At 74.0% G+C, this 21,837-nt stretch carries 19 protein-coding genes, 1 tRNA gene and 1 riboswitch; of the genes, 6 read left to right on the top strand and 14 right to left on the bottom strand.

What is annotated here, in order from left to right:
* The first annotated feature begins 66 nt into the window (after window positions 1–66).
* Window positions 67–630, top strand: a complete 564-nt coding sequence (locus ACGFZP_RS29135; RefSeq protein ID WP_392938800.1) for a hypothetical protein — start codon at window positions 67–69, stop codon at window positions 628–630.
* Window positions 631–775: 145 nt separating this feature from the next.
* Here ACGFZP_RS29135 and ACGFZP_RS29130 read toward each other — a convergent pair whose 3' ends face one another.
* Window positions 776–1,306, bottom strand: coding sequence for a VOC family protein (locus tag ACGFZP_RS29130; protein WP_392938799.1), 531 nt, complete (start codon window positions 1,304–1,306; stop codon window positions 776–778).
* 253 nt (window positions 1,307–1,559) lie between these two features.
* Between ACGFZP_RS29130 and ACGFZP_RS29125 the strand changes: the two genes are divergently transcribed.
* Complete coding sequence (locus ACGFZP_RS29125; protein ID WP_392938798.1) at window positions 1,560–2,066, top strand: Lrp/AsnC family transcriptional regulator; 507 nt, start codon at window positions 1,560–1,562, stop codon at window positions 2,064–2,066.
* Window positions 2,067–2,234: 168 nt separating this feature from the next.
* Entirely contained in the window at window positions 2,235–3,014 is a 780-nt protein-coding gene (locus ACGFZP_RS29120) for a helix-turn-helix domain-containing protein (protein ID WP_392938796.1), read from the top strand.
* 95 nt (window positions 3,015–3,109) lie between these two features.
* On the opposite strand, the gene ACGFZP_RS29115 is transcribed toward ACGFZP_RS29120, so the two are convergent.
* The 5 genes from ACGFZP_RS29115 to ACGFZP_RS29095 form a co-directional block, all read right to left on the bottom strand.
* Window positions 3,110–3,916, bottom strand: coding sequence for a S16 family serine protease (locus tag ACGFZP_RS29115; protein WP_392938794.1), 807 nt, complete (start codon window positions 3,914–3,916; stop codon window positions 3,110–3,112).
* 37 nt (window positions 3,917–3,953) lie between these two features.
* Window positions 3,954–4,604: an IclR family transcriptional regulator gene (locus ACGFZP_RS29110; RefSeq protein WP_387946270.1), complete on the bottom strand. Its 651-nt coding sequence runs from the start codon at window positions 4,602–4,604 to the stop codon at window positions 3,954–3,956.
* A 366-nt stretch (window positions 4,605–4,970) separates the two neighbouring features.
* Window positions 4,971–5,411 (bottom strand): DUF2752 domain-containing protein, encoded by a 441-nt coding sequence (locus ACGFZP_RS29105; protein WP_392938792.1) that lies wholly within the window; start codon window positions 5,409–5,411, stop codon window positions 4,971–4,973.
* A 2-nt stretch (window positions 5,412–5,413) separates the two neighbouring features.
* A complete protein-coding gene (locus tag ACGFZP_RS29100) occupies window positions 5,414–5,662 on the bottom strand; it encodes a TM2 domain-containing protein (RefSeq protein WP_392938790.1) in 249 nt (82 codons plus the stop codon).
* A 262-nt stretch (window positions 5,663–5,924) separates the two neighbouring features.
* Window positions 5,925–7,757 carry a DEAD/DEAH box helicase gene (locus tag ACGFZP_RS29095; RefSeq protein WP_392939017.1) on the bottom strand — a complete coding sequence of 611 codons (1,833 nt, stop codon included), beginning with the start codon at window positions 7,755–7,757 and terminating at the stop codon, window positions 5,925–5,927.
* Between the two features lie 306 nt (window positions 7,758–8,063).
* On the opposite strand from ACGFZP_RS29095, the gene ACGFZP_RS29090 reads away from it, so the two are divergent.
* Window positions 8,064–8,510 (top strand): SsgA family sporulation/cell division regulator, encoded by a 447-nt coding sequence (locus ACGFZP_RS29090; RefSeq protein ID WP_392938788.1) that lies wholly within the window; start codon window positions 8,064–8,066, stop codon window positions 8,508–8,510.
* Between the two features lie 108 nt (window positions 8,511–8,618).
* On the opposite strand, the gene ACGFZP_RS29085 is transcribed toward ACGFZP_RS29090, so the two are convergent.
* From ACGFZP_RS29085 to ACGFZP_RS29075, 3 genes are read right to left on the bottom strand one after another with little or no spacing between them, the layout of a single operon-like run.
* Window positions 8,619–11,141 carry a bifunctional lysylphosphatidylglycerol flippase/synthetase MprF gene (locus tag ACGFZP_RS29085; protein WP_392938786.1) on the bottom strand — a complete coding sequence of 841 codons (2,523 nt, stop codon included), beginning with the start codon at window positions 11,139–11,141 and terminating at the stop codon, window positions 8,619–8,621.
* Window positions 11,138–12,463, bottom strand: a complete 1,326-nt coding sequence (locus ACGFZP_RS29080) for an alpha/beta hydrolase (RefSeq protein WP_392938784.1) — start codon at window positions 12,461–12,463, stop codon at window positions 11,138–11,140. The genes ACGFZP_RS29085 and ACGFZP_RS29080 overlap by 4 nt, the downstream gene beginning before the upstream one ends.
* A complete protein-coding gene (locus tag ACGFZP_RS29075) occupies window positions 12,460–13,029 on the bottom strand; it encodes a class F sortase (protein WP_392939015.1) in 570 nt (189 codons plus the stop codon). Before ACGFZP_RS29075 ends, ACGFZP_RS29080 begins: the two co-directional genes overlap by 4 nt.
* A gap of 486 nt (window positions 13,030–13,515) precedes the next feature.
* Here ACGFZP_RS29075 and ACGFZP_RS29070 point away from each other — a divergent pair, with 486 nt between their 5' ends.
* On the top strand, window positions 13,516–14,799 hold the full coding sequence (locus ACGFZP_RS29070) for a hypothetical protein (protein WP_392938782.1): 1,284 nt from the start codon (window positions 13,516–13,518) through the stop codon (window positions 14,797–14,799).
* 3 nt (window positions 14,800–14,802) lie between these two features.
* Here ACGFZP_RS29070 and ACGFZP_RS29065 read toward each other — a convergent pair whose 3' ends face one another.
* Both ACGFZP_RS29065 and ACGFZP_RS29060 read right to left on the bottom strand, forming a co-directional pair.
* Entirely contained in the window at window positions 14,803–16,251 is a 1,449-nt protein-coding gene (locus ACGFZP_RS29065) for an MFS transporter (RefSeq protein ID WP_392938781.1), read from the bottom strand.
* A gap of 101 nt (window positions 16,252–16,352) precedes the next feature.
* Complete coding sequence (locus ACGFZP_RS29060) at window positions 16,353–16,667, bottom strand: DMT family transporter (protein WP_392938779.1); 315 nt, start codon at window positions 16,665–16,667, stop codon at window positions 16,353–16,355.
* A gap of 43 nt (window positions 16,668–16,710) precedes the next feature.
* Window positions 16,711–16,776: riboswitch (guanidine-III (ykkC-III) riboswitch) on the bottom strand.
* A gap of 238 nt (window positions 16,777–17,014) precedes the next feature.
* On the opposite strand from ACGFZP_RS29060, the gene ACGFZP_RS29055 reads away from it, so the two are divergent.
* A tRNA-Cys gene (locus ACGFZP_RS29055) sits at window positions 17,015–17,089 on the top strand.
* A gap of 140 nt (window positions 17,090–17,229) precedes the next feature.
* Here the strand turns inward: ACGFZP_RS29055 and ACGFZP_RS29050 are convergent.
* The 3 genes from ACGFZP_RS29050 to ACGFZP_RS29040 are packed head-to-tail and all read right to left on the bottom strand — an operon-like array spanning window position 17,230 to window position 21,643.
* Entirely contained in the window at window positions 17,230–19,560 is a 2,331-nt protein-coding gene (locus ACGFZP_RS29050; protein ID WP_392938778.1) for a xanthine dehydrogenase family protein molybdopterin-binding subunit, read from the bottom strand.
* Complete coding sequence (locus tag ACGFZP_RS29045; RefSeq protein WP_392938776.1) at window positions 19,557–20,780, bottom strand: (2Fe-2S)-binding protein; 1,224 nt, start codon at window positions 20,778–20,780, stop codon at window positions 19,557–19,559. Before ACGFZP_RS29045 ends, ACGFZP_RS29050 begins: the two co-directional genes overlap by 4 nt.
* Window positions 20,777–21,643, bottom strand: coding sequence for an FAD binding domain-containing protein (locus ACGFZP_RS29040; protein ID WP_392939013.1), 867 nt, complete (start codon window positions 21,641–21,643; stop codon window positions 20,777–20,779). Before ACGFZP_RS29040 ends, ACGFZP_RS29045 begins: the two co-directional genes overlap by 4 nt.
* Window positions 21,644–21,837: the final 194 nt, after the last annotated feature.

Here is a 21,837-nt window from a genome sequence, read left to right as displayed (position 1 = left end):
ACTTCCCTGCTCAATACCGGGGGTGCCCACCTGCGGAGGCCCGGAGTACGGCAGGATGTGCGCACGATGCGGAACGGACTGGTACAGCTCGGCGCCTGGGCGGCGGCCACCGGGGCGGCGGTGGCGCTGTCCTGGCTCGGCGTGCACACGGTGCTGACCGGTGCCGCGTTCGAGCAGCCGACGGCGCTGCCGCTGCCGTCCCCGGCCTCCACCGGGACGCGCCCCTCGCCGTCGCCCTCCACCGCCCAGTCGCCGGCGGCGCCGTCGGCCCAGGCGCAGGCCTCGCCCCAGTCGGCGCCGACCCCCGCGCCGCCGTCCTCGGCCTCCCCCGGCGGCCAGCGCACCGTGTCGCCGCCCGCCGCCCAGACCTCCTCGCGCCGGCCCGTCCCGGCCACCGCCACCACCACCTCCTCGATCCAGAGCTATCTGGTGCCGGGCGGCAAGGTGGCGCTGGACATCCGCCCGGACAACGCGTCACTGGTCTCCGCGACGCCCGATCCGGGCTGGAAGATGGAGACGTGGAAGGGCGACCAGTGGATGCGGATCGACTTCACCAAGGGCGACCAGGCCAACTCGGTGTTCGTCGCCTGGAACGGCCACCCGCCGGACGTCACCACCGCCGTCCGCTGACCCGCCGGACGACGGCCCGCCGGACGTAACCGCACCGGACGTAACCGCACCGGACGACGGCCCGCCGCGCGCAGACGCACCGGACGCAGACCCGCAAGGCGTCGGCCGGCTGCCCGTCGGCCCACCGCCCCGCCGGCCGCCCGGCTCACCAGTGCTCGACCGGCAGGTACCCGGGCAGGTAGGGCCCGGCGTAGCCGGAGCGGTCGACCAGGGTGTGCCGGGTCCCGCCGGGCACCCCGATCGCGGCGAGCACCACCGTCCCGTACCGGTCGTGCACCTCGTAGGGCTCGGCGAGCGGGCCGGCCCCCCGGTCGACGGCGTAGTCGTAGGCGTAGTAGACGTCCGGCACCGCCAGCGCGAGGTCCACCACCCCGTCGCCGTGCCGGGCCAGGTGGGCGGCCAGCTCCCGGCCGCGCGGGCCGATGACCTGGACCAGCGAGGTGAGCACGATCCGCGTCCCGGGCGCCCGCAGGACGTAGGAGACGGTCTCCGGCTCACCGGTCTCCGGTCCGGCGTAGGCGATACAGCGCAGACCGAGCGCGGCGGCGTAGCGGCGGGCCGCCCGCTCGGCGTCGCCGACCGCGAAGACCACCGCGTCGGCGTGCCCCATCGGCACGAGGTCGGGCTCCTCCCGGGGGGCGGTGAGCAGGACGGGTTCGGCGGCGGTGTCGGTCATGACGGCCCTCCCGGTAGGCGTACGGGACCACACGGTTCCCTCGCGCCCGGTGTGGGGCCCGGTGCACGGGGTTGTGGCTGGAGGGTGGCGCCGGGCCGACCGCCGCGCAACTGTTCCGTTTCCTCCTGGTCAAGCTGTGTGCCGGGGCGGGAGAATCGGCCGCACCGCTGTACAGAATGCCTACCGGAGGACGGAGCCCGTGACACCCCCCGACCACGCCCCGAGCGCCCCCGACTCACCCAACTCCCCTACCGTGTACGGACCTTCCGGCACATCTGCGGGCGGCGGAAACGATGCGATCGACCCCCTGGACGGCCGGCTGATCCGCCTGCTCGCCGAGGAGCCCCGGATCGGCGTGCTGGAGTGCTCGCGCCGCCTCCAGGTGGCCCGCGGCACCGTGCAGGCCAGGCTGGACCGGCTCCAGGCCAAGGGGGTGATCGGCGGCTTCGGCCCGGAGGTGGACCCGGCCGCGCTCGGCTACCCGGTGACGGCCTTCGCCACGCTGGAGATCTCCCAGGGCCAGGGCCAGGACGTGCGGGCGCACCTGGCGGCCGTGCCTGAGGTGCTGGAGCTGCACACCATCACCGGGCGCGGCGACATGATGGTGCGGATCGTGGCGCGCTCCAACGCGGACCTCCAGCGGGTGATCGACCGGGTGGTCGGCTTCGACGGGATCGTCCGGTCCTCGACGGCGATCGCGCTGGAGAACCCGGTGCCGTACCGGATCCTGCCGCTGGTGGACCAGGCGGCGGCCGAGTAGTGGCGACCCGCGGGCGGGGGCCGGCAGGTCGGGCCCGCGGCGCGACCCGCCGTCAGTTCAGGCATATGCCAGCGGCCCGTGCGACCCGAAGATCATCCCCATGAACGTTCTCCTGTCCGACCACCTGCCCGTACCCGGGCTCCCGCGCCGCCCCCGCGAGGGCGCCCGATGAGCCCGCTCCTCGACCCGGACTCCGCGACGGACGCCCCGTCCACGCTGATCGCCTCCGCCCAGCGCGCCCTGCGCCTGCTGGAGGCCGCCGCCCGCTACCCGAAGGGAGCCACCGCCAAGCAGCTCGCCCGCGACACCGGCCTCGCCCTCGGCACCGCCTACCACCTGCTGCGCACCCTGGTGCACGACCACTACCTGGAGCGCCGCGACGGCTGCTACCTGACCGGCCCCGCGGTCGCCGGGCTCGCCCGGGAGGAGAGCCCGGCAGCCGGCCGCAACCGGCTCAACCGCCTGCTCACCCTGCTCTCCGGCGAGCTGTCCGCGGCCGTCTACTTCAGCTGGTACCGGCAGGGCGAGGTGCAGCTGGTGGACGCGGTGGCGGCCCCCGGCGCCCCGCTGATCGACGAGCGCAGGTTCCGGTCCGGCGCGCACGCCCACTCGGCCGGCAAGACCCTGCTCGCCCTGATGTCCGCCGAGGAGCGCCGGGCCTACCTGGCCCGCCACCCGATGGTGGCGCTCACCCCGTACACCCTGCGGGAGCCCGCGCACCTGCCGATGCTGCCCCGCCAGGGACCGCAGCGGGCGGCGCCGATCACCCAGTACCAGGAGTACTCGCTCGGTACGGCCGGTGCGGCGGTGCCGATCGTCGCGGGCAACGGCATCGCCGCCGTCTCGCTCTCCCTGCCGATGGCCCAGGCGCACCGCTTAGCCGCCATCGCCGCCCAGCTGCGGACCAGGTTGAGCGAGGACTTCGCCGCGGTGGCGTTCGGGCTCTAAGGCCCGGCGGCCACCGCCTCCCTCACTCCTCGGGCCGGGCACGCGGCCCGGCCGGCCGGGCGGACAGGGCACGCCCGGCCCTCCGTCGCGACCGCTCAGCAGCCGGGGACGCTGCCGCCGCTCTTCAGCGCCTCCAGCGCGGAGACCGCCTCGCCCAGCGTGCCGACCGGGACCAGCCGAAGACCCTCGGGCGTGTTGACCCTGGCGTCCGTGCACTCGTCCTTCGGCAGCAGGAACACCGTCACGCCGTCCCGGGCGGCCGCCTGCGTCTTCAGCGGCACGCCGCCGACCGCGCCGATGTTGCCCTGGTCGTCGATGGTGCCGGTGCCCGCGATCTTCAGCCCGCCGGTGAGGTCACCGCCCTTGCCGTCCCCGGCGAGCTTGTCGACGATGCCCAGCGCCAGCATCTGGCCGGCGCTCGGGCCGCCGATGTCACCGAGGTCGACCTTCACCTTCACCTGGTCCGGCGAGAGGTGGAGGTAGTCGAGCGCGGCCGTGGTGGCGCTGTCCTGCGACTGGGCCATCTGCTGGGCCGTCACCTCCTCGGCCTTGGCCGGGTCCTCCTGCGGGTACACGGAGTCGGTCGGCCGGATCGCCTCGTCCTGGTCGAGCCAGGCCTGCACGGAGCGCCAGAAGGTGGTGCGCTCGCCCGGGTTGGTCGCCGAGATGGTCACCATCCGCAGCTCGCCGTCGGTGGTCCGGACCGGCGCGCCGGTCACCGTGAGCACCGGCCGGCCCTGGTAGCTGCCGAGGGTGTCCGCCGTCACGCCCGGCCAGGTGAGCGTGTAGGGCAGCGGGACGAAGGCCGCCACTGCGAACAGCGCGGCGACCAGCGCACCGCACAGCGCCAGCGCGCGGGTGCGGGGGGCGGTCAAGGCCTTGGGCAGCTTGAGGTCGGGCACAGAGGCATCCAAACACACCCGGCCCCCGCGGCGGGCATCACCGCAGGGCGTCGGCGACCTCGGTCGCGGCCTCGACCACCCGGGGGCCGACCCGCTCGGGGACGAGGCCGTTCAGCATCACCACGCCGACGCTGCCCTCGATCCCGCTCAGGCCCAGCAGCGCGGCGGCCGCACCGCACGCCCCGGACTGCTCCTCCGCGCGGGTGATGACGAAGCCCTGCTCCGGACGGCGCTGCCCGGGGAAGCCCCGCGCCTCCAGGATCGCCCGCCCGGCGGCGCTCTCGCTCAGCGGGTGCCGCAGGCCGGTCCGGTAGGCGACGTGGAAGTCCGTCCAGCTGGGCTCGACCACCGCGACGGCCAGCGCCTCGCTGCCGTCCACCAGGGTCAGGTGGGCGGTGGCGCCGAGGTCCTCGGCCAGGCTGCGCAGGGCCGGCAGCGCCGCCTCGCGCAGCAGCGGGTGCACCCGGTGCGCCAGGCGCAGCACCCCCAGGCCCACCCGGGCCCGGCCGCCGATGTCCCGGCGGACCAGGCCGTGCTGTTCCAGCGTGGCGAGCAGCCGGTAGACGACCGTCCGGTTGACGGCCAGCCGGGCCGCCAGCTCGGTGACGGTGAGCCCGCGCTCGGAGTCGGCGAGGAGTTTGAGGACCCGGACTCCACGGTCCAGGGTCTGGGAGGTCTCTGCAGTCACGACGCGCATTTCCTTTCCGCGGCTGTCGCGGAACGGCGGCGCCGGTCCGGGACTCAGGGGGTCGCGCGCAGGCGGGTGGCCGCGCTCGGGCCGCGGTGTGTCGTCCTTGACGCCCTGGCGGTCCTGCGGCGCCCGTCTCGCGGGGGGTTACCCGGCGGGAGAGCGTGTGGGAAAGGTAGTGAAGGAATTGTCGCTGCGGAAGTGCTTGTCCAAAATTCGGTCATGATCGATTTCAGCGGGCATGGCAAATCCGGGCAAATAGCACTATTTCCCAGGGTTCATCAGTGCGTAAGTTCGAGCACAGTCCGAAGTTCGGACACCTTGGGTGGAGGGGGGTGATCGTTCGGTGACAGAGCGCCGGGATCGTCAGAGCAGGTTGCGCAGGACCGCCCAGCCCGCGGCGGTGCCGAGCAGCACGGCCGTGCCGCGCCGCCCGAGCGGCGGGCGCCAGCTGCGCCCGGCCAGGCCGTGCCGCAGCCAGGTCAGGTAGAGCAGGGCGACCAGCGGCAGGGCCAGCAGCAGCGCCGCGTTGTCGTGCCAGGCCGCAGCGAGGTCGCCGTGCAGCAGGTCGTAGGTCATCCGGGTGCCGCCGCAGCCGGGGCACTGCAGGCCGGTGACCTTGCGGAACACGCAGAACGGGAGCACCTGGCCGGGCAGGTGCGGATCGCGCGACCAGAGGTAGCCGGCGCCGGCCAGGCCCCCGGCGAGCACTCCCAGCGGCGGGGCGGCCGTGCGCAGCCGGGCGGGCACGGCAAAACCGCCCCGGCCGTCGTGGCCGGGGCGGCGTGCCGCACGCAGGGGACGCAAGGTCAGTTGCTGCGCAGCAGACGACCCTGGGCGTCGGTGCGGTCGTTGCTGGTGAGGAACAGGATGCCGTCGATCAGGGCCCAGATACCGAGGCCACCGCAGGTCAGCAGCTGGGCGATGCCCATGCCGATGTGACCGGTGTAGAAGCGGCCGACGCCCAGGCTGCCGAGCAGGATCTGCAGGATCCCCGCGACGACCTTCGACTTGTCGGAGAGCTCGGGCTGCTGCTGGGCGTAGGGGGGGTACGACACGTTCGGTGTGCTCCTTGTGATGGCATGTCCGGGGGTGGCGACACGGGTGTCGCCCCCTCGGGTCGGTGAGGTCGCCGGCCCGGCTCACCGGGGGCTGCGGCGCCCGCCCGGGTCGGGGAGACGCGCAGCAGCGACGGCCCGGAGGCGGCGCGGCACGCGGAACACTAGCCGATCATCACACCGACTGTCTCTTCAAATCCTTCACGTATACCTGAATGTCATATGACCTTGGTTCGCCGCCGGATAACCGCCTGACGTCCGATTACTTCGCCCATTCCCGGATTCGGGCGATCCGCGCCGTGAGCTGGTTGGCGGTGGCCTGAGCGGTGATCGGGCCACCGCACTGGCGGCGCAGCTCGTTGTGGATGGTGCCGTGCGGCTGGCTGGTGCGGTGGTGCCAGGCCGCTACCAGCGCGTTCAACTCCTTGCGGAGTTCCCGCAGTTCCTGGTGGGTGACGACCGGCCGCTGCTCGGCGGGCAGCTCCAGCAGGTCGGCCTCCTCGGCGGGCTTGGCCTTGCTGCGCTGGATCTGCCGGTGCTGGCGCTTCTGCAGCAGCATCTGGACCTGGTCCGGCTCCAGCAGGCCCGGGATGCCGAGGTAGTCCTCCTCCTCCTCGCTGCCCGGGTGCGCCTGCATGCCGAATTCCATGGCGTTGTACAGCACCCGGTCGAAGACCGCGTCGGAGCCGATCGCCTCGTAGGAGAACTCGTCGCCGCCGGCCCCGTCCGGGCCGTCGTTGGCCCGCTCCGCCTCGGCGAGCAGCCGGTCCTCCTCGTCGAAGAGGCCCTCGCCCTCCTTCTTCGGGCGGTCCAGCACGTGGTCGCGCTGGAGCTCCATCTCGTTGGCGAAGCCCAGCAGCGTCGGGATGGTCGGCAGGAAGACGGAGGCCGTCTCGCCGCGCTTGCGGGCGCGCACGAAGCGGCCGACGGCCTGCGCGAAGAACAGCGGGGTGGAGATCGAGGTGGCGTACACCCCGACGGCCAGGCGCGGCACGTCGACGCCCTCGGACACCATCCGGACGGCGACCATCCAGCGCGAGTCGCCCGCCGAGAAGTCGGAGATCCGCTTGGACGCCTCCGCCTCGTCGGAGAGCACCACGGTGGCCTTCTCGCCGCTGATCTCGCGGAGGATCTTGGCGTAGGCGCGGGCGGTGTTCTGGTCGGTGGCGATCACCAGGCCGCCGGCGTCCGGGATGGCCTTGCGGACCTCGCTCAGCCGGCGGTCGGCGGCCTGCAGCACGCTGGGGATCCACTCGCCCTGCGGGGCCAGCGCGGTGCGCCAGGCCTGGGCGATCAGGTCCTTGGTCATCGGCTCGCCGAGCCGGGCCTCCAGCTCGTCGCCGGACTTGGTGCGCCAGCGCATGTTGCCGCTGTAGGAGAGGAAGATCACCGGGCGGACGACGTGGTCGGCGAGCGCGTGCCCGTAGCCGTAGGTGTAGTCGGCGACCGACTTGCGGATGCCGTCGCCGCCCGCCTCGTACTGGACGAAGGGGATCGGGTTGGTGTCCGAGCGGAACGGCGTACCGGTCAGCGCGAGCCGGCGGGTGGCCGGTTCGAAGGCCTCGAAGCAGGCCTCGCCCCAGGACTTGGAGTCACCGGCGTGGTGGATCTCGTCCATGATGACGAGCGTCTTGCGAGCCTCGGTGCGGTTGCGGTGCAGCATCGGGTTCACGCCCACGCCCGCGTAGGTGACCACGATGCCGTGGTAGTCCCGGGAGAGCGGGCCCGAGGAGTACGCCGGGTCCAGCCGGATGCCTATCCGGGCGGCGGCCTCGGCCCACTGCTTCTTCAGGTGCTCGGTCGGCGCGACGACGGTGATCTGCTGCACCAGGTGGTTGTGCAGCAGGTACGAGGCCAGGGTGAGCGCGAAGGTGGTCTTACCGGCGCCCGGGGTCGCGACCGCGAGGAAGTCGCGCGGCTGGCTCTCGATGTACGTGTCCAGCGCCCCTTGCTGCCAGGCGCGGAGCTTGCCGGCGGTACCCCAGGGGGCGCGGCCGGGGAAGGCCGGCGACAGGTGGTGCGAAGCGGCCGACGCGCCATGGCCGGCGGCCCGGACGGGCGCATGCGGTTCGGCTGCGTCGGAGAAGAGCGGCATCGAGGAGGCGGCGGCAGTACTCACGGTCTCCGAGGGGGGATCGTCGCAGGTCAGGGCAGTAGTAGCGGCCCAGGCCCGCGGTCGGGCGGCAATCGGACAACCGGTCCAGCGTACCGGGTGAGCAGGTTTGGGGCCGCCAGGCTCGACCCGTGGACGGCCCATGCGGCCGGAAACCGATGTGATGCAGGTCACCACCACGGGTGCGGAAAACCGGGTAATCCCAGGCACCCTCCGCACTCTCACCGAGGTGAGGCCGCCCCACCCTCCACAGCCGCCACCGGCCTCACCGCGCCGAAGGGAACCGCCGTGCACACCCCCGCCGTCGAGCAGACCGTCCACGCCAGTCTGATCATCACCACCCACCGCTCCATCCGGCTGCGGGTCACCCTGCGGTACCGCCCGGAGGACCCGCTCGCCGTGCGGATGGCCTTTCCGGCCGAGTTCTCGCTGGACGAGTCGGCCGCCGGCCCCGCGTGCGCCGAGGGCGGCGGCCAGGACATCGAGTGGGTCTTCGCCCGCCAGCTGCTGACGGCCGGCATGGAGCTGCCCTCCGGCGTCGGCGACGTCCACATCCGGCCCGCCCTGGGCCGACGCACCATGGTCGAGCTGCGCGCGCCCGAGGGCACCGCGCTGCTCCAGTTCGACACCACCGCCCTGCGGCGGTTCCTGTGGCACAGCCGCCTGCTCGTCCCCGAGGGCGAGGAGCACCTGCACCTGGACGCCGACCGCGCACTCGCCGAGCTGCTCGGCTAGGGCATGTCCGAGCCGGCCCACGCCCGGCCCGACCGGACCGCGTCAGGGCGCGTCAGGCGTCCGGGAGCGCCCCGCGGCTCCCGGTCGCCGGGTCCGGCCCCCGTCGGCTCACAGCGACAGCCGGCGCATCAGCCGGACCCCCTGCGCCGCGGTGAGGTGCGGCAGGTAGGCCTTGCCGATCGCCCGGGTGATGCTGGCGAGCGCCGCCGGGTCCGGGTAGGACATGTACATCGGCCGGTACTCGGGCTGGAACTTGGCCTTGAACGCCAGCAGCGAGCGGAACCCGTACACCGGCTCCAGCACCCGGCCCATCCAGTCCAGCATCCGCTGCAGCCCGCCCGGGTCCCCGCCCTGCCCGGAGCGGGCCAGCGGCGCGCCGGACAGCGAGAGGAAGCGTGCCCCCTCCTCCTTGAAGCCGAGCGCGGCCGAGGCGATCAGGAACTCCGTCACCCCGCGGAAGCCGTCCGAGCGCCGGCGCATGAAGTCCAGGGTCCAGCCGACCGGCTCCCCCGCCTCGTACACCGGCATCCAGCTGGTCACCCCGTGCACGGTGCGGTCCTGGTCGACGGCTATCAGCACCCGCACCGCGGGATCGTCCAGCTCCTCCAGGCCGCCGAGGGTGAAGCCCATCTCGGGCAGGCCCTTCTCGGAGACCCACTCCTCGGAGATCGAGCGGATCTGGTCCTTCAGGGCGATCGGCGCCTCGTGGTACGACCACCACTCGGCGCTGATGCCCTGTTTGCCGGCCTTGTTCAGCGCCGTCCGGATGTCCTGCCACTTGCGGCCGGTGAAGGCCAGCTCCGGCAGCGCCACCACGGTGTCCTCGGCGACCTGCAGCGAGCGCCAGCCGAGCTGCTCGGCGGCCGCCCGGGTGTCCGGGGTGACGCTGTAGAAGCACGGCGTCCAGCCGCGGGCGTCGCAGTACCGGGCGAACCCGGCGACCGCGCGCCGACGGGCCTCCGGTTCGCCGAACGGGTCGCCGGTGGTCAGCGCCACGGTGGACAGCACCCGGTAGGCCACGGCGGCCCGGCCGTCCTCGTCGAACCAGTAGTGGTTGCCGTCCCAGGTGGTGATGAAGGACAGCGTGCCGCCCCCGTGCTCGGTGAGCAGCGCCCGGGCGCGGGCGGCGTCCTCGGCGTCGGTGTGCAGCACCGGCCGGCGGAAGGCCAGCAGCAGCGCGAACAGCGCGACCGCCCAGAAGGCCAGCCCGCAGTACGTCTCCAGGAAGCGCGCCACCGGGCCGACCGCGATCGGGTAGTCCGGCATCAGGTCGTTGTAGGCGGGCGGCAGGAACTCGGCCGGCAGCCCGGAGAGCATCCCGCGGAAGGTGGCACCCGGCTCGAACTGGTCGGCCACCAGGATGCCGAGCCCGGCGTACGCGGCGCCGGCCAGCAGCAGGGCGCCGCCGAGGACGGCGGCGAGCCGGACGACCACCACGCCCTGCAGCCGCAGGCCGAACCGGTGCCGGGTGGTCAGCAGCAGGCCGAGGGTGAGCAGCGGCAGCAGCAGCGCCTCGACGAAGTACTGGACGGTGTCGCCCGTCCCGGCGCGGGTCCCGACGAACAGCCAGGCCAGCAGCGCGGTCCAGAGCAGCTCGGTGGCGACGGTGATCCGCCAGGCCGAGCGCAGGCCGCGGCGCAGGCCCTCGGCGAGGACCAGCAGCAGCGCCGGGAAGAGCGCGGCCATCAGCCGGGCGGGGGTGTCGAAGATCCGCTCGACGGCGTGCGCCCGGGCGCAGTCGTGGGGCGATCCCGCGCAGAAGTCCGCGACCTCCTCGGGGGTGAGCCGGTGCGAGAGGTAGATCTCGGAGAAGGTGTTGAACGGCCCGCTGGCGTTGTCGTACAGCGAGGCGAGCAGCGGCCCGAGCGCGGCGGCGACCAGGCAGAGGGCGACCAGCACCCGGACCTCGGCGTGCGAGGTCCGGCGCTGGCGGGAGTACGGCCGCACCCGCAGGAACAGCGCGCCCGCGCTGAGCCCGATCACCGCGCCGGTGAACCGCTGGACGCTCTGCAGGTGCCCGACGTACAGCGTCATCACCAGCGGGACGAGCACCACCAGCAGGTGCAGCCGGCGGCGCCAGAGCACGGTGAGCCGGTAGCCCAGCACCCCGGCCAGGGCGAACAGGCCGACGCCGGGGCCGGTCGAGGTCTGGTCGGCGACCGAGTCGGTCCACTGCTCGCCGACCCGGGAGCCGGCCTCGACCAGCGCGGTGCCCAGCAGGGTCCCGAGCAGCTGACCGCCGACCAGCACCCCGACGGTCCTGACCCGGCCGATCCGGCGCTCGGCGGCCGGGCCGACCAGGAGCAGCAGCAGGCTGGTGAAGACGTACGAGCCGGTGCCGGAGCACCAGAACAGCGAGCTGAACGGAGCCCACCAGTGCCCCGCCGCCAGGGTGGGCACGCCGACGCCGACGTGGGCCAGCAGCCGGTCGGACGGCCCGCCGGCCAGACTGCCGGTGGCACCGCCGACCGCCCACAGGCCGGCCAGCATGGCGAGCGTCAGCGGCGCGGCGCGCAGCCGGGCGGCGAGCACCCGGGCGGCCCGCCGGGCCCGCTGGGGGCGGGGTTCGGGCCCTCGGGCGACCGGGGCCTGGTCGACTACCGGCCGCGGGTCCGGGCCGAGCCGGATCACCGGGTGAGCCCGGTCTGCTGGGCGAGCCAGGGCACCTGGGCGACCATGCTCGGCCGGAACACCACCCAGCCGTGCCCGCCCGGCATCAGATCGAACTTGGCCGTCATTCCGGCGGCCAACGCGGCCTCGTAGACCCTGCGCTGCATCACGACGAAGTCGTCGTCCTTCTCGCCGACCACGATCGCGCCGACGGTGTCGGGGAAGCGCTTGCGCGACATCACGTCCAGTGGGTTGACCGCGGTGAAGGCGGCCTCGTCCCCGTCGAAGGCCGCCTTCACGGTCTCGGCGCGGCTGCCGAGGGTGGGCTCCTCCTGCCCGGCCATGTCGAGGAAGACCCCGTAGACCTGGGGGGCGTTGACGGCCAGCTGGAGGGCGCAGGTGCCGCCCATGGAGGCGCCGCCGATCACCCAGGAGCGCCGGTCCTCGGAGGCCTGGAGGTTGTGCCGGACCCAGTTGGGGACGTCCTCGGCCAGGTAGGTCTGGGTCTTGCCGATCTTCGAGTCGAGGCAGAGCGGGTTGGCCCAGGTCGAGCCGAGCTGGTCGGGCATCACCACGATCGGGGCCAGGCCGTCGTGCTCGGCTGCGAAGGCGTCCAGCGTCTCGTTCAGCTGGGCGGTGTGCACCCAGTCCTCGGGGACGCCGGGCTGGCCGCCGAGCATCACGACGACGGGCAGCAGCGGCCGGGGGCTGGCCTGGTAGGCGGGCGGCAGGTAGACGTAGGCGTCCCGGGCCTTGAAGCCGGACTTGACCCCGGGGATGGGCGTCTTGGAGACGGTGCCCTTGGCGGGCAGCCCGGGCGGCGCGTGCCAGACGTCGGCGAGGACCTTGCCGGGCGGCGCGGACACCGTGCTGGCCTCCTTGGTGGTGGTGAGCTCCTGGGTGTGCGAGAGCCACGGCGCCAGCATGACCCGGCCGCTCGGGTACTGCTCGAAGCCCCGGTTGACCTGCGAGGCGCCCATCAGCAGCACCAGCGCGGCGCCGACGGCGGCCAGCACCCGGCCCCGGCGGGCCAGCCGCGGCACCCGGAAGCCGAGCAGGCAGAAGCCGGTGACCGCCCAGGCTATCCACCAGATGACGTACCGGGGCAGCCCCTCGGGGAAGGGGTGCCACCAGTCGTCGACGGCGACGTCGACCAGCTTGGTCAGGGCGGCGGCGAGCACCAGGGCGGCCGGCAGCCGCCGGTTCCACCAGGGCCGCCCGCGGGAGACGGCGAGCGCCAGCAGCGATCCCCAGCCGGCCAGCAGGACGGCGCGCGGTATCGGGCCGTGGATCAGCGACCAGTCGATCGGGTTCCAGGTGACGGCAAGCGAAACGGTACTCATGCGCCCTTCCCCGGCCGGGTGGTGTCGGCCAGGAAGCCGTACGCGACGACGTTGCCCTCGTAGCCGCGTTCCTCGCTGTACCCGCCGCCGCAGGTGATGACGCGCAGCTGCGCGTCGGCGGCCTGCCGGTACACCCGGTCGTCGGGGAAGTCCTTCCGGTCGTGCACCTCGATGGCGTACAGCTGGTACACGGCGGTGGCACCGTCCTCACGGGCGATCTCGATCCGGTCGCCGCGGTGCAGCGCGCCCAGGTGGTAGAAGACCGCGGGCCCGTTGCGGTTGTCGACGTGCCCGGCGATGATCGCGGTGCCGCGCTGGCCGGGGGTGGCCCCGCCGCGGTACCAGCCGGCCAGGTTGCGGTCGGTCTCCGGCGGCGTCTGGAGGTGGCCGTCGCGGTCCAGGCCGAGGCCGGTGACGGGCGCGTCCAGCTTGACGGCCGGGATGCGGATCCGGGTCGGGGCGGAGGCCCCGAGCGGGGGGACGACCGAGACCGGGGCGAAGCCGGAGAGGGCCTGGCCGCCGCCGGGGGCCGGCGGGAGCCCGCTCTGGCCCCCGTCGTGCAGCATCCAGGCGCCGAGGACGAGCGCGGCGCCGACCGCCAGGGTGCCCGGCCACGGGCTCCTGTTCTGCTGGGCGCCCACCCGGCGCCTCCCCTCTGCTGATGACCGACTGTTCCTGGGAGATTTCTGGGAACAATTCAACCGGATCGGACTTTAAGGCACATCAATACGATGGTCGTATTCCGACCCCCCGATCGGCAGGGCCGCGGACCCGAGCCATGCTCCGGGTGGGTGAACGGTCACCGAGAGAGAGCGCCGACCGCCGTGGCGGCCACCTCCGGATCGCCCGAGAGGACGACCGAGAGATATCGACTGTTTCGGACGCCAGTCCGGTTGCACCAATCGAGCGATCAGTTGCGACCGAACGTGGTGGATCACCGACCGTACGCGCTCACATGCCATGCTGACCCCGCTCGAGGTCTATCACCGCACTTGTCCGACCGGGCTGCCGCGTGCCGTCCGGCCGCCGCACGACCGATGAACGGAGTGACCATGGACGCTCTCTCCCGTCGCACCCTGCTGGCCGCCGGTGCCGCCACCGCCGCCACCCTCGCGGCCGGCTGCGGCGGAACCAACGGCTCGGCCGGCGGGCAGGCCGCCCCCGTCCCCGTCCCGGCCGACCCCGCGGCGGACCAGGCGGGCCCCCCGAGCCCCGCCCCGAAGCCGCCCGCCACGCTGATCGGCGACGGCTCCACCTCGGACACCGGCCCGCAGCCGGGCCAGCCCGAGCCCGAGCCGCTGAAGCTCGGCGAGCGCCCCCCGCAGTTCGTGGTGTTCTCCTGGGACGGCGCCGGAGAGCTGGACAACGGCCTGTTCGGCCGGTTCCGCCGGCTCGCGCAGGAGCACAACGCCTCGATGACCTTCTTCCTCAGCGGCCTCTACCTGCTGCCCGAGTCCAAGAAGGACCTCTACCGCCCGCCGCAGCACAAGGTCGGCGCCTCCGACATCGGCTACCTGAGCGACCAGCACATCCGCGACACCCTGGAGAACCTGCACGCCGCCTGGCTGGAGGGCCACGAGATCGGCACCCACTTCAACGGGCACTTCTGCGGCGCCGAGGGCGTCGGCCGGTGGTCGCCGGAGGAGTGGGACAGCGAGATCCAGCAGGCGATGGACTTCGTCATGAACTGGCGGAGCAACACCGGCTACACCGACCTGCCGGCGCTGCCCTTCGACTACCGCAAGGAGCTGATCGGCAGCCGCACCCCCTGTCTGGAGGGCCAGCGCGCGCTGCTGCCGACCGCCGCCAAGCGCGGCTGGCGCTACGACAGCAGCGGCAACGGGACGCAGGTGTGGCCGCAGAAGATCCAGGGCGGCGCGCTGTGGGACCTCCCGCTGCAGTCCATCCCCTTCCCCGGGCACACCTTCCAGGTGCTGTCGATGGACTACAACATCATGTTCAACCAGTCCGGCAGCAACACCAAGGCCGACCCGGCGCTGCACCCCGCCTACCAGGCCCAGGCCAGGGACTCCTACCTGATGGGCTTCGAGCGGGCGTACACCACCAACCGGGCGCCGTACATCATCGGCAACCACTTCGAGCAGTGGAACGGCGGCATCTACATGAACGCCGTCGAGGACGTCCTCAAGGCCATCGCCGGGAAGCCCGAGGTGCGGCTGGTCTCCTTCCGCCAGCTGGTGAACTGGCTGGACGCGCAGGACCCGGCGGTGCTGCGCAAGCTGCAGACCCTGCCCGCCGGGCAGGCGCCGGCCGGGGGCTGGGAGACCTTCCTCGGCTCCCCCGCCCCGGCCTCCCCCGTCGCCGGCGGCAAGTGACCGTCAGGCCCTGCGCACCCGCCCGGACACCAGCGCGCCCAGCAGCGCCACCCCGGTCATGGTCAGGAAGATCACCGCGAAGGCGCCGGCCGAGCCGCCGCCCCCCGCGCCCTCGTGGGCGGCGGCCACCGAGCCGCCGCCCAGCGCCGAGAACAGCACCCCGGCCAGGCCCATCAGCAGCACGTTGCCGAGCGCGTCGCTCATCTGCAGCGAGGCCGAGTTGGCCCCGGCGTCCTCGGGCGAGGACAGCTTCATCATCAGCACGCTGACACTCGCCACGGCCAGGCCCATCCCGACCCCGCCGACGCCCCAGGCCACCGCCGCCACCCAGGTCGGCACCGCCGGGACCAGCACCAGCGCCGCGCCCGCGATCGCCACCGCGGTCAGCACGAAGCCGGTGCGGATCATCGCCTCGCGGTAGCGCTCCGCGCCCGGCCGGCCCTGCAGCCAGGAGCCCAGCGCCCAGGACAGGCCGCCGCTGGTCAGGGTCAGCCCGGCCAGCGTCGGGGAGAGGCCGCGCTGGGTCACCATCATCAGCGGGATGAACGCCTCGGCCGCGAAGAACGACCCCGCCGCCACCCCGCGCAGCAGGATCACCGTCGGCAGCCCGCGCGCGGCGCGCAGGGTCCCGGTCGGCAGCAGCCCCAGCACCGCGGGCAGCAGCAGCGCCGCCCCCGCGGCCGCCGGGAGCAGCCCGAGCAGGTCCCGGCGCTCGCCGGCGTACTGCAGCAGGCCGGCGCCGAGCGCGGCCATCGCGGCCAGCACGGTGCGCCGGCGGTCCAGGTCGTTGCGCTTGAGGGCCTGCTCCTCGGCCGAGGGGGCTTCAAGGGAGCGGCGCAGCGCCGGGCCCATCACCGCCAGCGGCAGCAGGATCAGCACCGGGACGGCGAGGAACACCCAGCGCCAGCCCAGGTGCTGGGTGACGGCCCCGGAGACCACCGGGCCGATGATCGAGGGCAGCACCCAGGCCGAGGAGAAGGCCGCGAACACGGCCGGCCGCAGCCGCTCCGGGTAGGCCCGGCCGACCACCACGTAGAGCGCGACGATCACCAGTCCGCCGCCCAGGCCCTGGATCGCCCGGCCGGCCACGAAGACCCACATCCCCGGTGCCGACCCGGCCACCACCAGGCCCGCGCCGAACACCGCGATACCGGTGAACAGCGGTTGCAGCGGGCCCCGCCGGTCGCACCACTGGCCGGAGACGACCAGGGCGAACAGCGTGGTGGTGAAGTAGCCGGAGAAGGCGAAGGCGTAGAGCCCGAGACCGTTCAGCTGGCGGGCCGCCGCCGGCATCGCGGTGTTGACGGCGGTGGCCTCGAAGGCGAGCAGCAGGACCACGGAGACGATCCCCAGGGTCAGCGCCCGGTAGCGGCTGCTGAGGACCCCGCCACCGGGGTCGGCCGGGAGGGTTGTCAGGGCAGGGTCGACCGAGGTGGGGGAGGCTGTGGTCATACGTAACATCGTAAGACCCGTCTGCCCTGATGACCCCTGACCGGGGGTGGTGATCGCCTCCATCGCTGGACCTAGGACGTCGACCAGGGTGCTCGGTGGGCTCAGTGCAGGACCTTGAGGCCCACCACACCGGAGACGATCAGCAGCAGGCAGCCGATCCGGGCCATCGTGACCGCGTCACCGAGGACCGCCATGCCGTAGAGCGCCGTCCCGACCGCGCCGATGCCGACCCAGACCGCGTAGCCGGTGCCGATCGGGATGGTGCGCATCGCGTACGCCAGGCCGCCCATGCTCAGCAGCAGGGCCACGCCGAAGACGAGGCTGGGGACGGGTCGGGAGAAGCCCTTGGAGGACTCCAGGGCGACGGCCCAGACGGTCTCCAGGACACCCGAGATGATCAGAACGAGCCAGGCCATGACGATGGACCTCCGCAGTCAGCAGCGGCCGGATTGCCGCTGTACTGCGCCGTCTTGTCGTCACCGGGTACGACGCGCTCGTCCGGGGTGGCCGGAACTCCGTCCACCTGCCTTCGAAGGTAGCACACCCCGCCATGCAGAATTTACAAAAGGATATTGACGGGCCGCCGGCCATTCCGCCACTATGAATTCACCAACACGGCGAACGACGACAGGAGTCGGACATGGACAGGAAGACGGCGGCCCGCGCGGCGCACCGCACCTGTGCCACCGCTCCCCGGTGTTGTCGCGCCTGTCGCTGCTGCCGCCGCGCCTGAGCGCGCCCCCGCAGGACAGCTCCACCCCACGGCCGTGTGCCCGAGTGGTTTAGGGAACCGCCTGCAAAGCGGTTTACACGGGTTCGATTCCCGTCATGGCCTCCACGCGACGAATTGCCGGTCGGCAGGTTTTACGCCGACCGGCAATTCGTCGTCGCATTTCCCCCGGAATCACCAGGAAATTCACCCGGGAATCAGCCGGAAAAAGGGGGGCGGAAGGGCGGTCCCTTCCGCTCCCCCGCGGCTCACGCCGTGACGGCGTCCTCGGGACGGATCGGCAGCCGGCCGACCGGCAGCCCGGTGGCGGCCCGCACGGCGGCGGCGACGGCCGACGGGGCGACCACGGCGGGCGCGGCGCTGACCGCCTTGGCCCCGAAGGTGGCGACCACGTCCCGCTCCTCCAGCAGCGCCGCGATCCGCACCTCGGGGGTGTCCAGCGCGGTCGGCAGCCGGTAGCCGGTGAGCGAGGGGTTGACCAGCACGCCGCCCTCGGTGCGCAGGTCCTCCAGCAGCGCCAGGCCCACGCCCTGCGCCACCCCCGCCTCGATCCGGTCCTCGATCTGGCGCGGGTTCAGCGCCCGGCCGACGTCCTGGGCGACGGTCACCTCGACCACCCGGACCGCGCCGAGCTCGATGTCCACGTCCACCACCGCCCGCATCGCGCAGAACGCGATGGAGACGAAGGCGTCGCCCTGCCCGGCCTCGTCCAGCGGCTCCGTCGGGTGCGGACGGCACTGCGCGGTGGCCCAGAGCTCCTTGCCCTCCAGCGCCTCGGCGACCGGCATGCCGAGCACCCCGTCGTAGGAGGTGATCTTGCCGTCGGCGATCTGCAGCAGCTCCACCGACATCCCGAAGTTGGCGGCGATCGGCTGCAGCAGCTGGTGGCGGACCATCAGCGCGGCCCGCTCGACGGCGCCGCCGGAGACCCAGGTGTGCCGGCCCCGGGCCGAGGGCCCGGCGATCGACTGGTCGCTGTCGGCCGGCGCGATGTAGACCTCGCTGACGCCCAGCACTGACTGCACGATCTGCCGGGCCAGCGTGGCGAAGCCCTGCCCGGAGTCGACGGCGGCGCAGATCACCGTGGCGTGGTCGCCGCTGACCCGCACCGTCGCGGTGGAGACCTCGTCCTCGCCCTCGGCGCCCAGCATGTGCACCATGCCCACCGCGTAGCCGATGCCGCGCCGCACCGCCGCGGGGTCCCCGGCGCCGCCGGGCCCGCCCGGCAGCAGCCACTCGGCGTCCGGGTCGTCCACCGGCAGCGCGGGCAGCGGCTCCTCGGCCAGGGCGTCCAGCAGTGCGGCCACCGGCGCGGGGCAGGTGACGGCCTGTCCGGTGGGCATCGGGTCCCCGGTGGCCAGCGCGTTGCGGCGGCGGATCTCCAGCGGATCCACCCCCACCCGGGCGGCCAGCTGGTCCAGCTGCGACTCGTAGGCGAAGCAGGCCTGCAGGGCGCCCTCGCCGCGCATCCGGCCGGCGGGCGGGTTGTTGGTGCGCACCGCCCAGGCGTCCACGAAGACGTTCGGGCAGACGTACGGGCCGACCGAGAAGGCGGTCGCGGCGGCCAGCGCCTCGGCGGAGACGTCCGCGTAGGCGCCGCCGTCCAGCAGGATCTGCGCCTCGACCTTGACCAGCCGGCCCTCGGCGTCCGCGTGGTGGCGGTAGCGCAGCAGGGCCGGGTGGCGGGAGGTGTGGGTCTGGAAGGACTCCTCGCGGGTGAGGGTCATCTTCACCGGGCGGCCGGTGCGCAGCGCCAGCAGGGCCAGGGTGACCTGGAAGGAGAGGTCCTCGCGGTCCGAGGTGGCGCCGGGCACGCCGGTGACCACCAGCCGGACCCGGTCGGGCTCCAGGCCGAGGCAGGCGGCGGTGCGGTCGCGGTCGCCGTGCGGGTCGGTGGAGGACAGGTGCAGCTCCACGCCGCCGTCCGGGCGCGGCACGGCGAGGCCGGCCTCGGCGCCGAGCGGCGCCGGGTCCTGCCGGCCGACCTGGTACAGGCCCTCGACGATGACCTCGCCGGCCGCGTCCGGGTCGCCGGTGCGCAGCGGCAGGTGCCGGAACAGGTTGCCGTCCGGGTGCAGTGCGGGGGCGGTGAAGGCCTGCTCGGGGTCGGTGACGGCCTCCAGCGCCTCGTACTCGACGGTGATCAGGCCGACCGCGAGGCGGGCGGTGTCCGGGTGGTCGGCGGCCACGGCGGCGACCGGCTCGCCGTGGTGGCGGACCACTCCGGCGGCCAGCACCGGCCGGTCGGCGACGATCGGCCCGGCCGGCGCGCCGTCGGGGCTCCCGTCCGGACCGGCCGGCAGGTCCGCGGCGGTGACCACGGCGTGCACGCCGGGCAGGGCGAGCGCGGCCGAGGTGTCGATGCCCTTGATCCGGGCGTGCGGGTGGGGCGAGCGCAGTACCGCGCCCCAGAGCAGCCCCTCGGCCCAGAGGTCGGAGGCGTACGGGTAGATGCCGAGTGCCTTGGGGAGCGCGTCGCTGCGCAGCGGGGAGCTGCCGAGCCCGAACGGCTCCGGCGCGCCGCCCTCGCCGGCGTCCTGCTGCTGGCCGGCGGCCGTGATGTCGGTCGGCGAGGTCATGATGCGTGGTCGTCCTCGGGGAGCCGGATGCCGTGGGCGGGGGTGGCGCCGTACGGGACGCCGGCGGGGGCGGTGCCCTCGGCCGGGACGCCGTGCGGGGGCGTGGGCGTGTACGGCGCGCCGTGGCCGGTCGTGCCGTCGAAGGCGGCGGCGTCGAAGGCGATGCCGTGCGCGGGGGTGGTCTCGTAGACCGGGCCGTCGTAGGGCGCGGCGGCCTCGTAGCCGGACTGCTGCGGGTAGCCGCCGTCCTGGTGGCCGGGGACGTAGGTGCCGTGCGCCGAGGTGCCCTGGTACTGGGCCTCGGGGTAGCCCGGCTGCGGGTAGTAGCCCGGCTCGGCGGCCGCCTGCGCGGGGATGGTGTGGACGGGGGCGCCCTGGGCCGGGAGGTCCTGGACGGGCCGCAGGACGGTGGTGTCGTACACGCCGGTGTCGTAGCCGCCGTGCCCGTCCGGCGTGCCGTACGGCATGCCGACACCGACGCCCGTCCCGGCGGTGGTCGGGGTCTCCTCGGCGGGCGGCTGGGGGACGTGCTCGATCCAGGCGTCGGCGTCGGTGTACACCGGCAGGTCGCCGGTGGAGCGCCCGGCGGCGGGCCCGGCCTCGGCGGCGGGCTCCACGGCGGACGCGGCGGCGGCCTCGGCGGGCGCGGGGGCCCCGTCGGCCTCCTCGGTCTGCGCGACGCGCGCGTCGGCGACGCTCTGCACGGCGGCCAGCACGCCGCGGTAGCCGGTGCAGCGGCAGAGGTTGCCGCAGAGCGCCTGGCGGGCCTCGACCTCGGTGGGCCGGTGGTTGCGCTGGAGCAGGTCGTGCACGGCCATCGCCATGCCGGGCGTGCAGTAGCCGCACTGCACCGCGCCGGACTCGGCCAGCGCCTGCTGGACGTCGCTGGCGGCGCCGCCGGCCGACAGGCCCTCGACGGTGTTGATCTCGCTGTCGGCGGCCAGCGCGGCGGGCACCAGGCAGCCGGCCACCAGCTGGCCGTCCACCTGCACCGAGCAGGCGCCGCACTCGCCCTGCTCGCAGCCGTCCTTGGCGCCGGCCAGGCCGAGCCGCTCGCGCAGCACGTAGAGCAGGCTCTCGCCGATCCAGGCGTCGGTGACGGGCCGTTCGAAACCGTTGACCCGCAGCGTGTACGAGGCGCAGGGGCGCAGCTCGCGGCTGACCTGCGGGGCGTGGTCGAGCGGGCCCGGGTCGAGGGTTTCGATGGGGTCTGTGGTCACTTCAGCGCCCTTCCCAGTGCCCGGCGGGCCAGCACCGATACGGTACGCCGCAGCCGAACGGCCGCCGCGCTCGGCCCCTCGGTCACGGCCTCCCAGGCGCCCTCGGCGCCGTAGCCGTCAGGTACACAGGCGGCGGCCACGTACTCGCCGAAGGCGGCCGTCGCGGCGGGGTCGATCTCGCGGGAGCCGTCCCAGTCGATGCAGCCGGCCACCCAGGCCTCGGCCTCCAGCGGGCGCAGCGGCACGGGGGCGACGGCGCCGACCGCGCAGCGCACGGCGCGCCGGGCGGGGTCGAGGACGAGGGCGACGGAGGCGGTGGCGCGGGCCGGGCCGCTGCGGCCGGTGGCCTTGAGGAAGACCTGCGGGGCGTGCAGCAGCGGGACGCGCACCCAGGTGAGCAGTTCGCCGGGGCGCACCGGGTCGAGACCGGTGAGCAGGTGGCTGACCGGTACCTCGCGGGTGGCGCCGGCCCGGGCGAGGGTGACGCTGGCCTCCAGCGCGGCGAGCACCGGCAGGGTGTCGCCGGCCGGGGCGGCGGTGGCGATGTTGCCGCCGAGCGTGCCGACGTTGCGCACCTGCGGCGGGCCCGCGGTCCGCGCCGCGTCGGCCAGCGCCGGGATCAGGGCGGCGAAGTCGGGGCGGTCCATCCGGGCGTGGGTGAGCCCGGCGCCGAGCACGGCGGTGCCGCCGTCCTCGTACCGCCAGCCGCGCAGTTCGGTGATCCGGCCGAGGCCGATCAGGGCGGCGGGGCGCAGCCGTCCGGCGTTGACGGCCTCCATCAGGTCGGTGGCGCCGGCCACCGGTACCGCGGCCGGGGTGGCGGCCAGCGCGTCGACGGCCTCGTCGAGGGAGGCCGGCAGCATGATCGTCCGGTTCACCTGGGTCCCACCGTGCTCCACTTGCTCATCGATCGCCTGCCGCCCGCGGCCTTCGGCCGAGATGTCCGCGTCGGCAGCCCGGCCTGGCCCGTAGGGTACGGGCGATCGGGCCGGGTTGGGCAACTCTGGCACACAATGCTCGATGATCATTTCGGGGCAGGCGAACGGGACTGCCCGAT

The sequence above is a fragment of the Kitasatospora sp. NPDC048239 genome (assembly GCF_043202015.1).
Classification (GTDB): Bacteria; Actinomycetota; Actinomycetes; order Streptomycetales; family Streptomycetaceae; genus Kitasatospora.
This window is presented reverse-complemented; position numbering and strand designations above follow the sequence as displayed.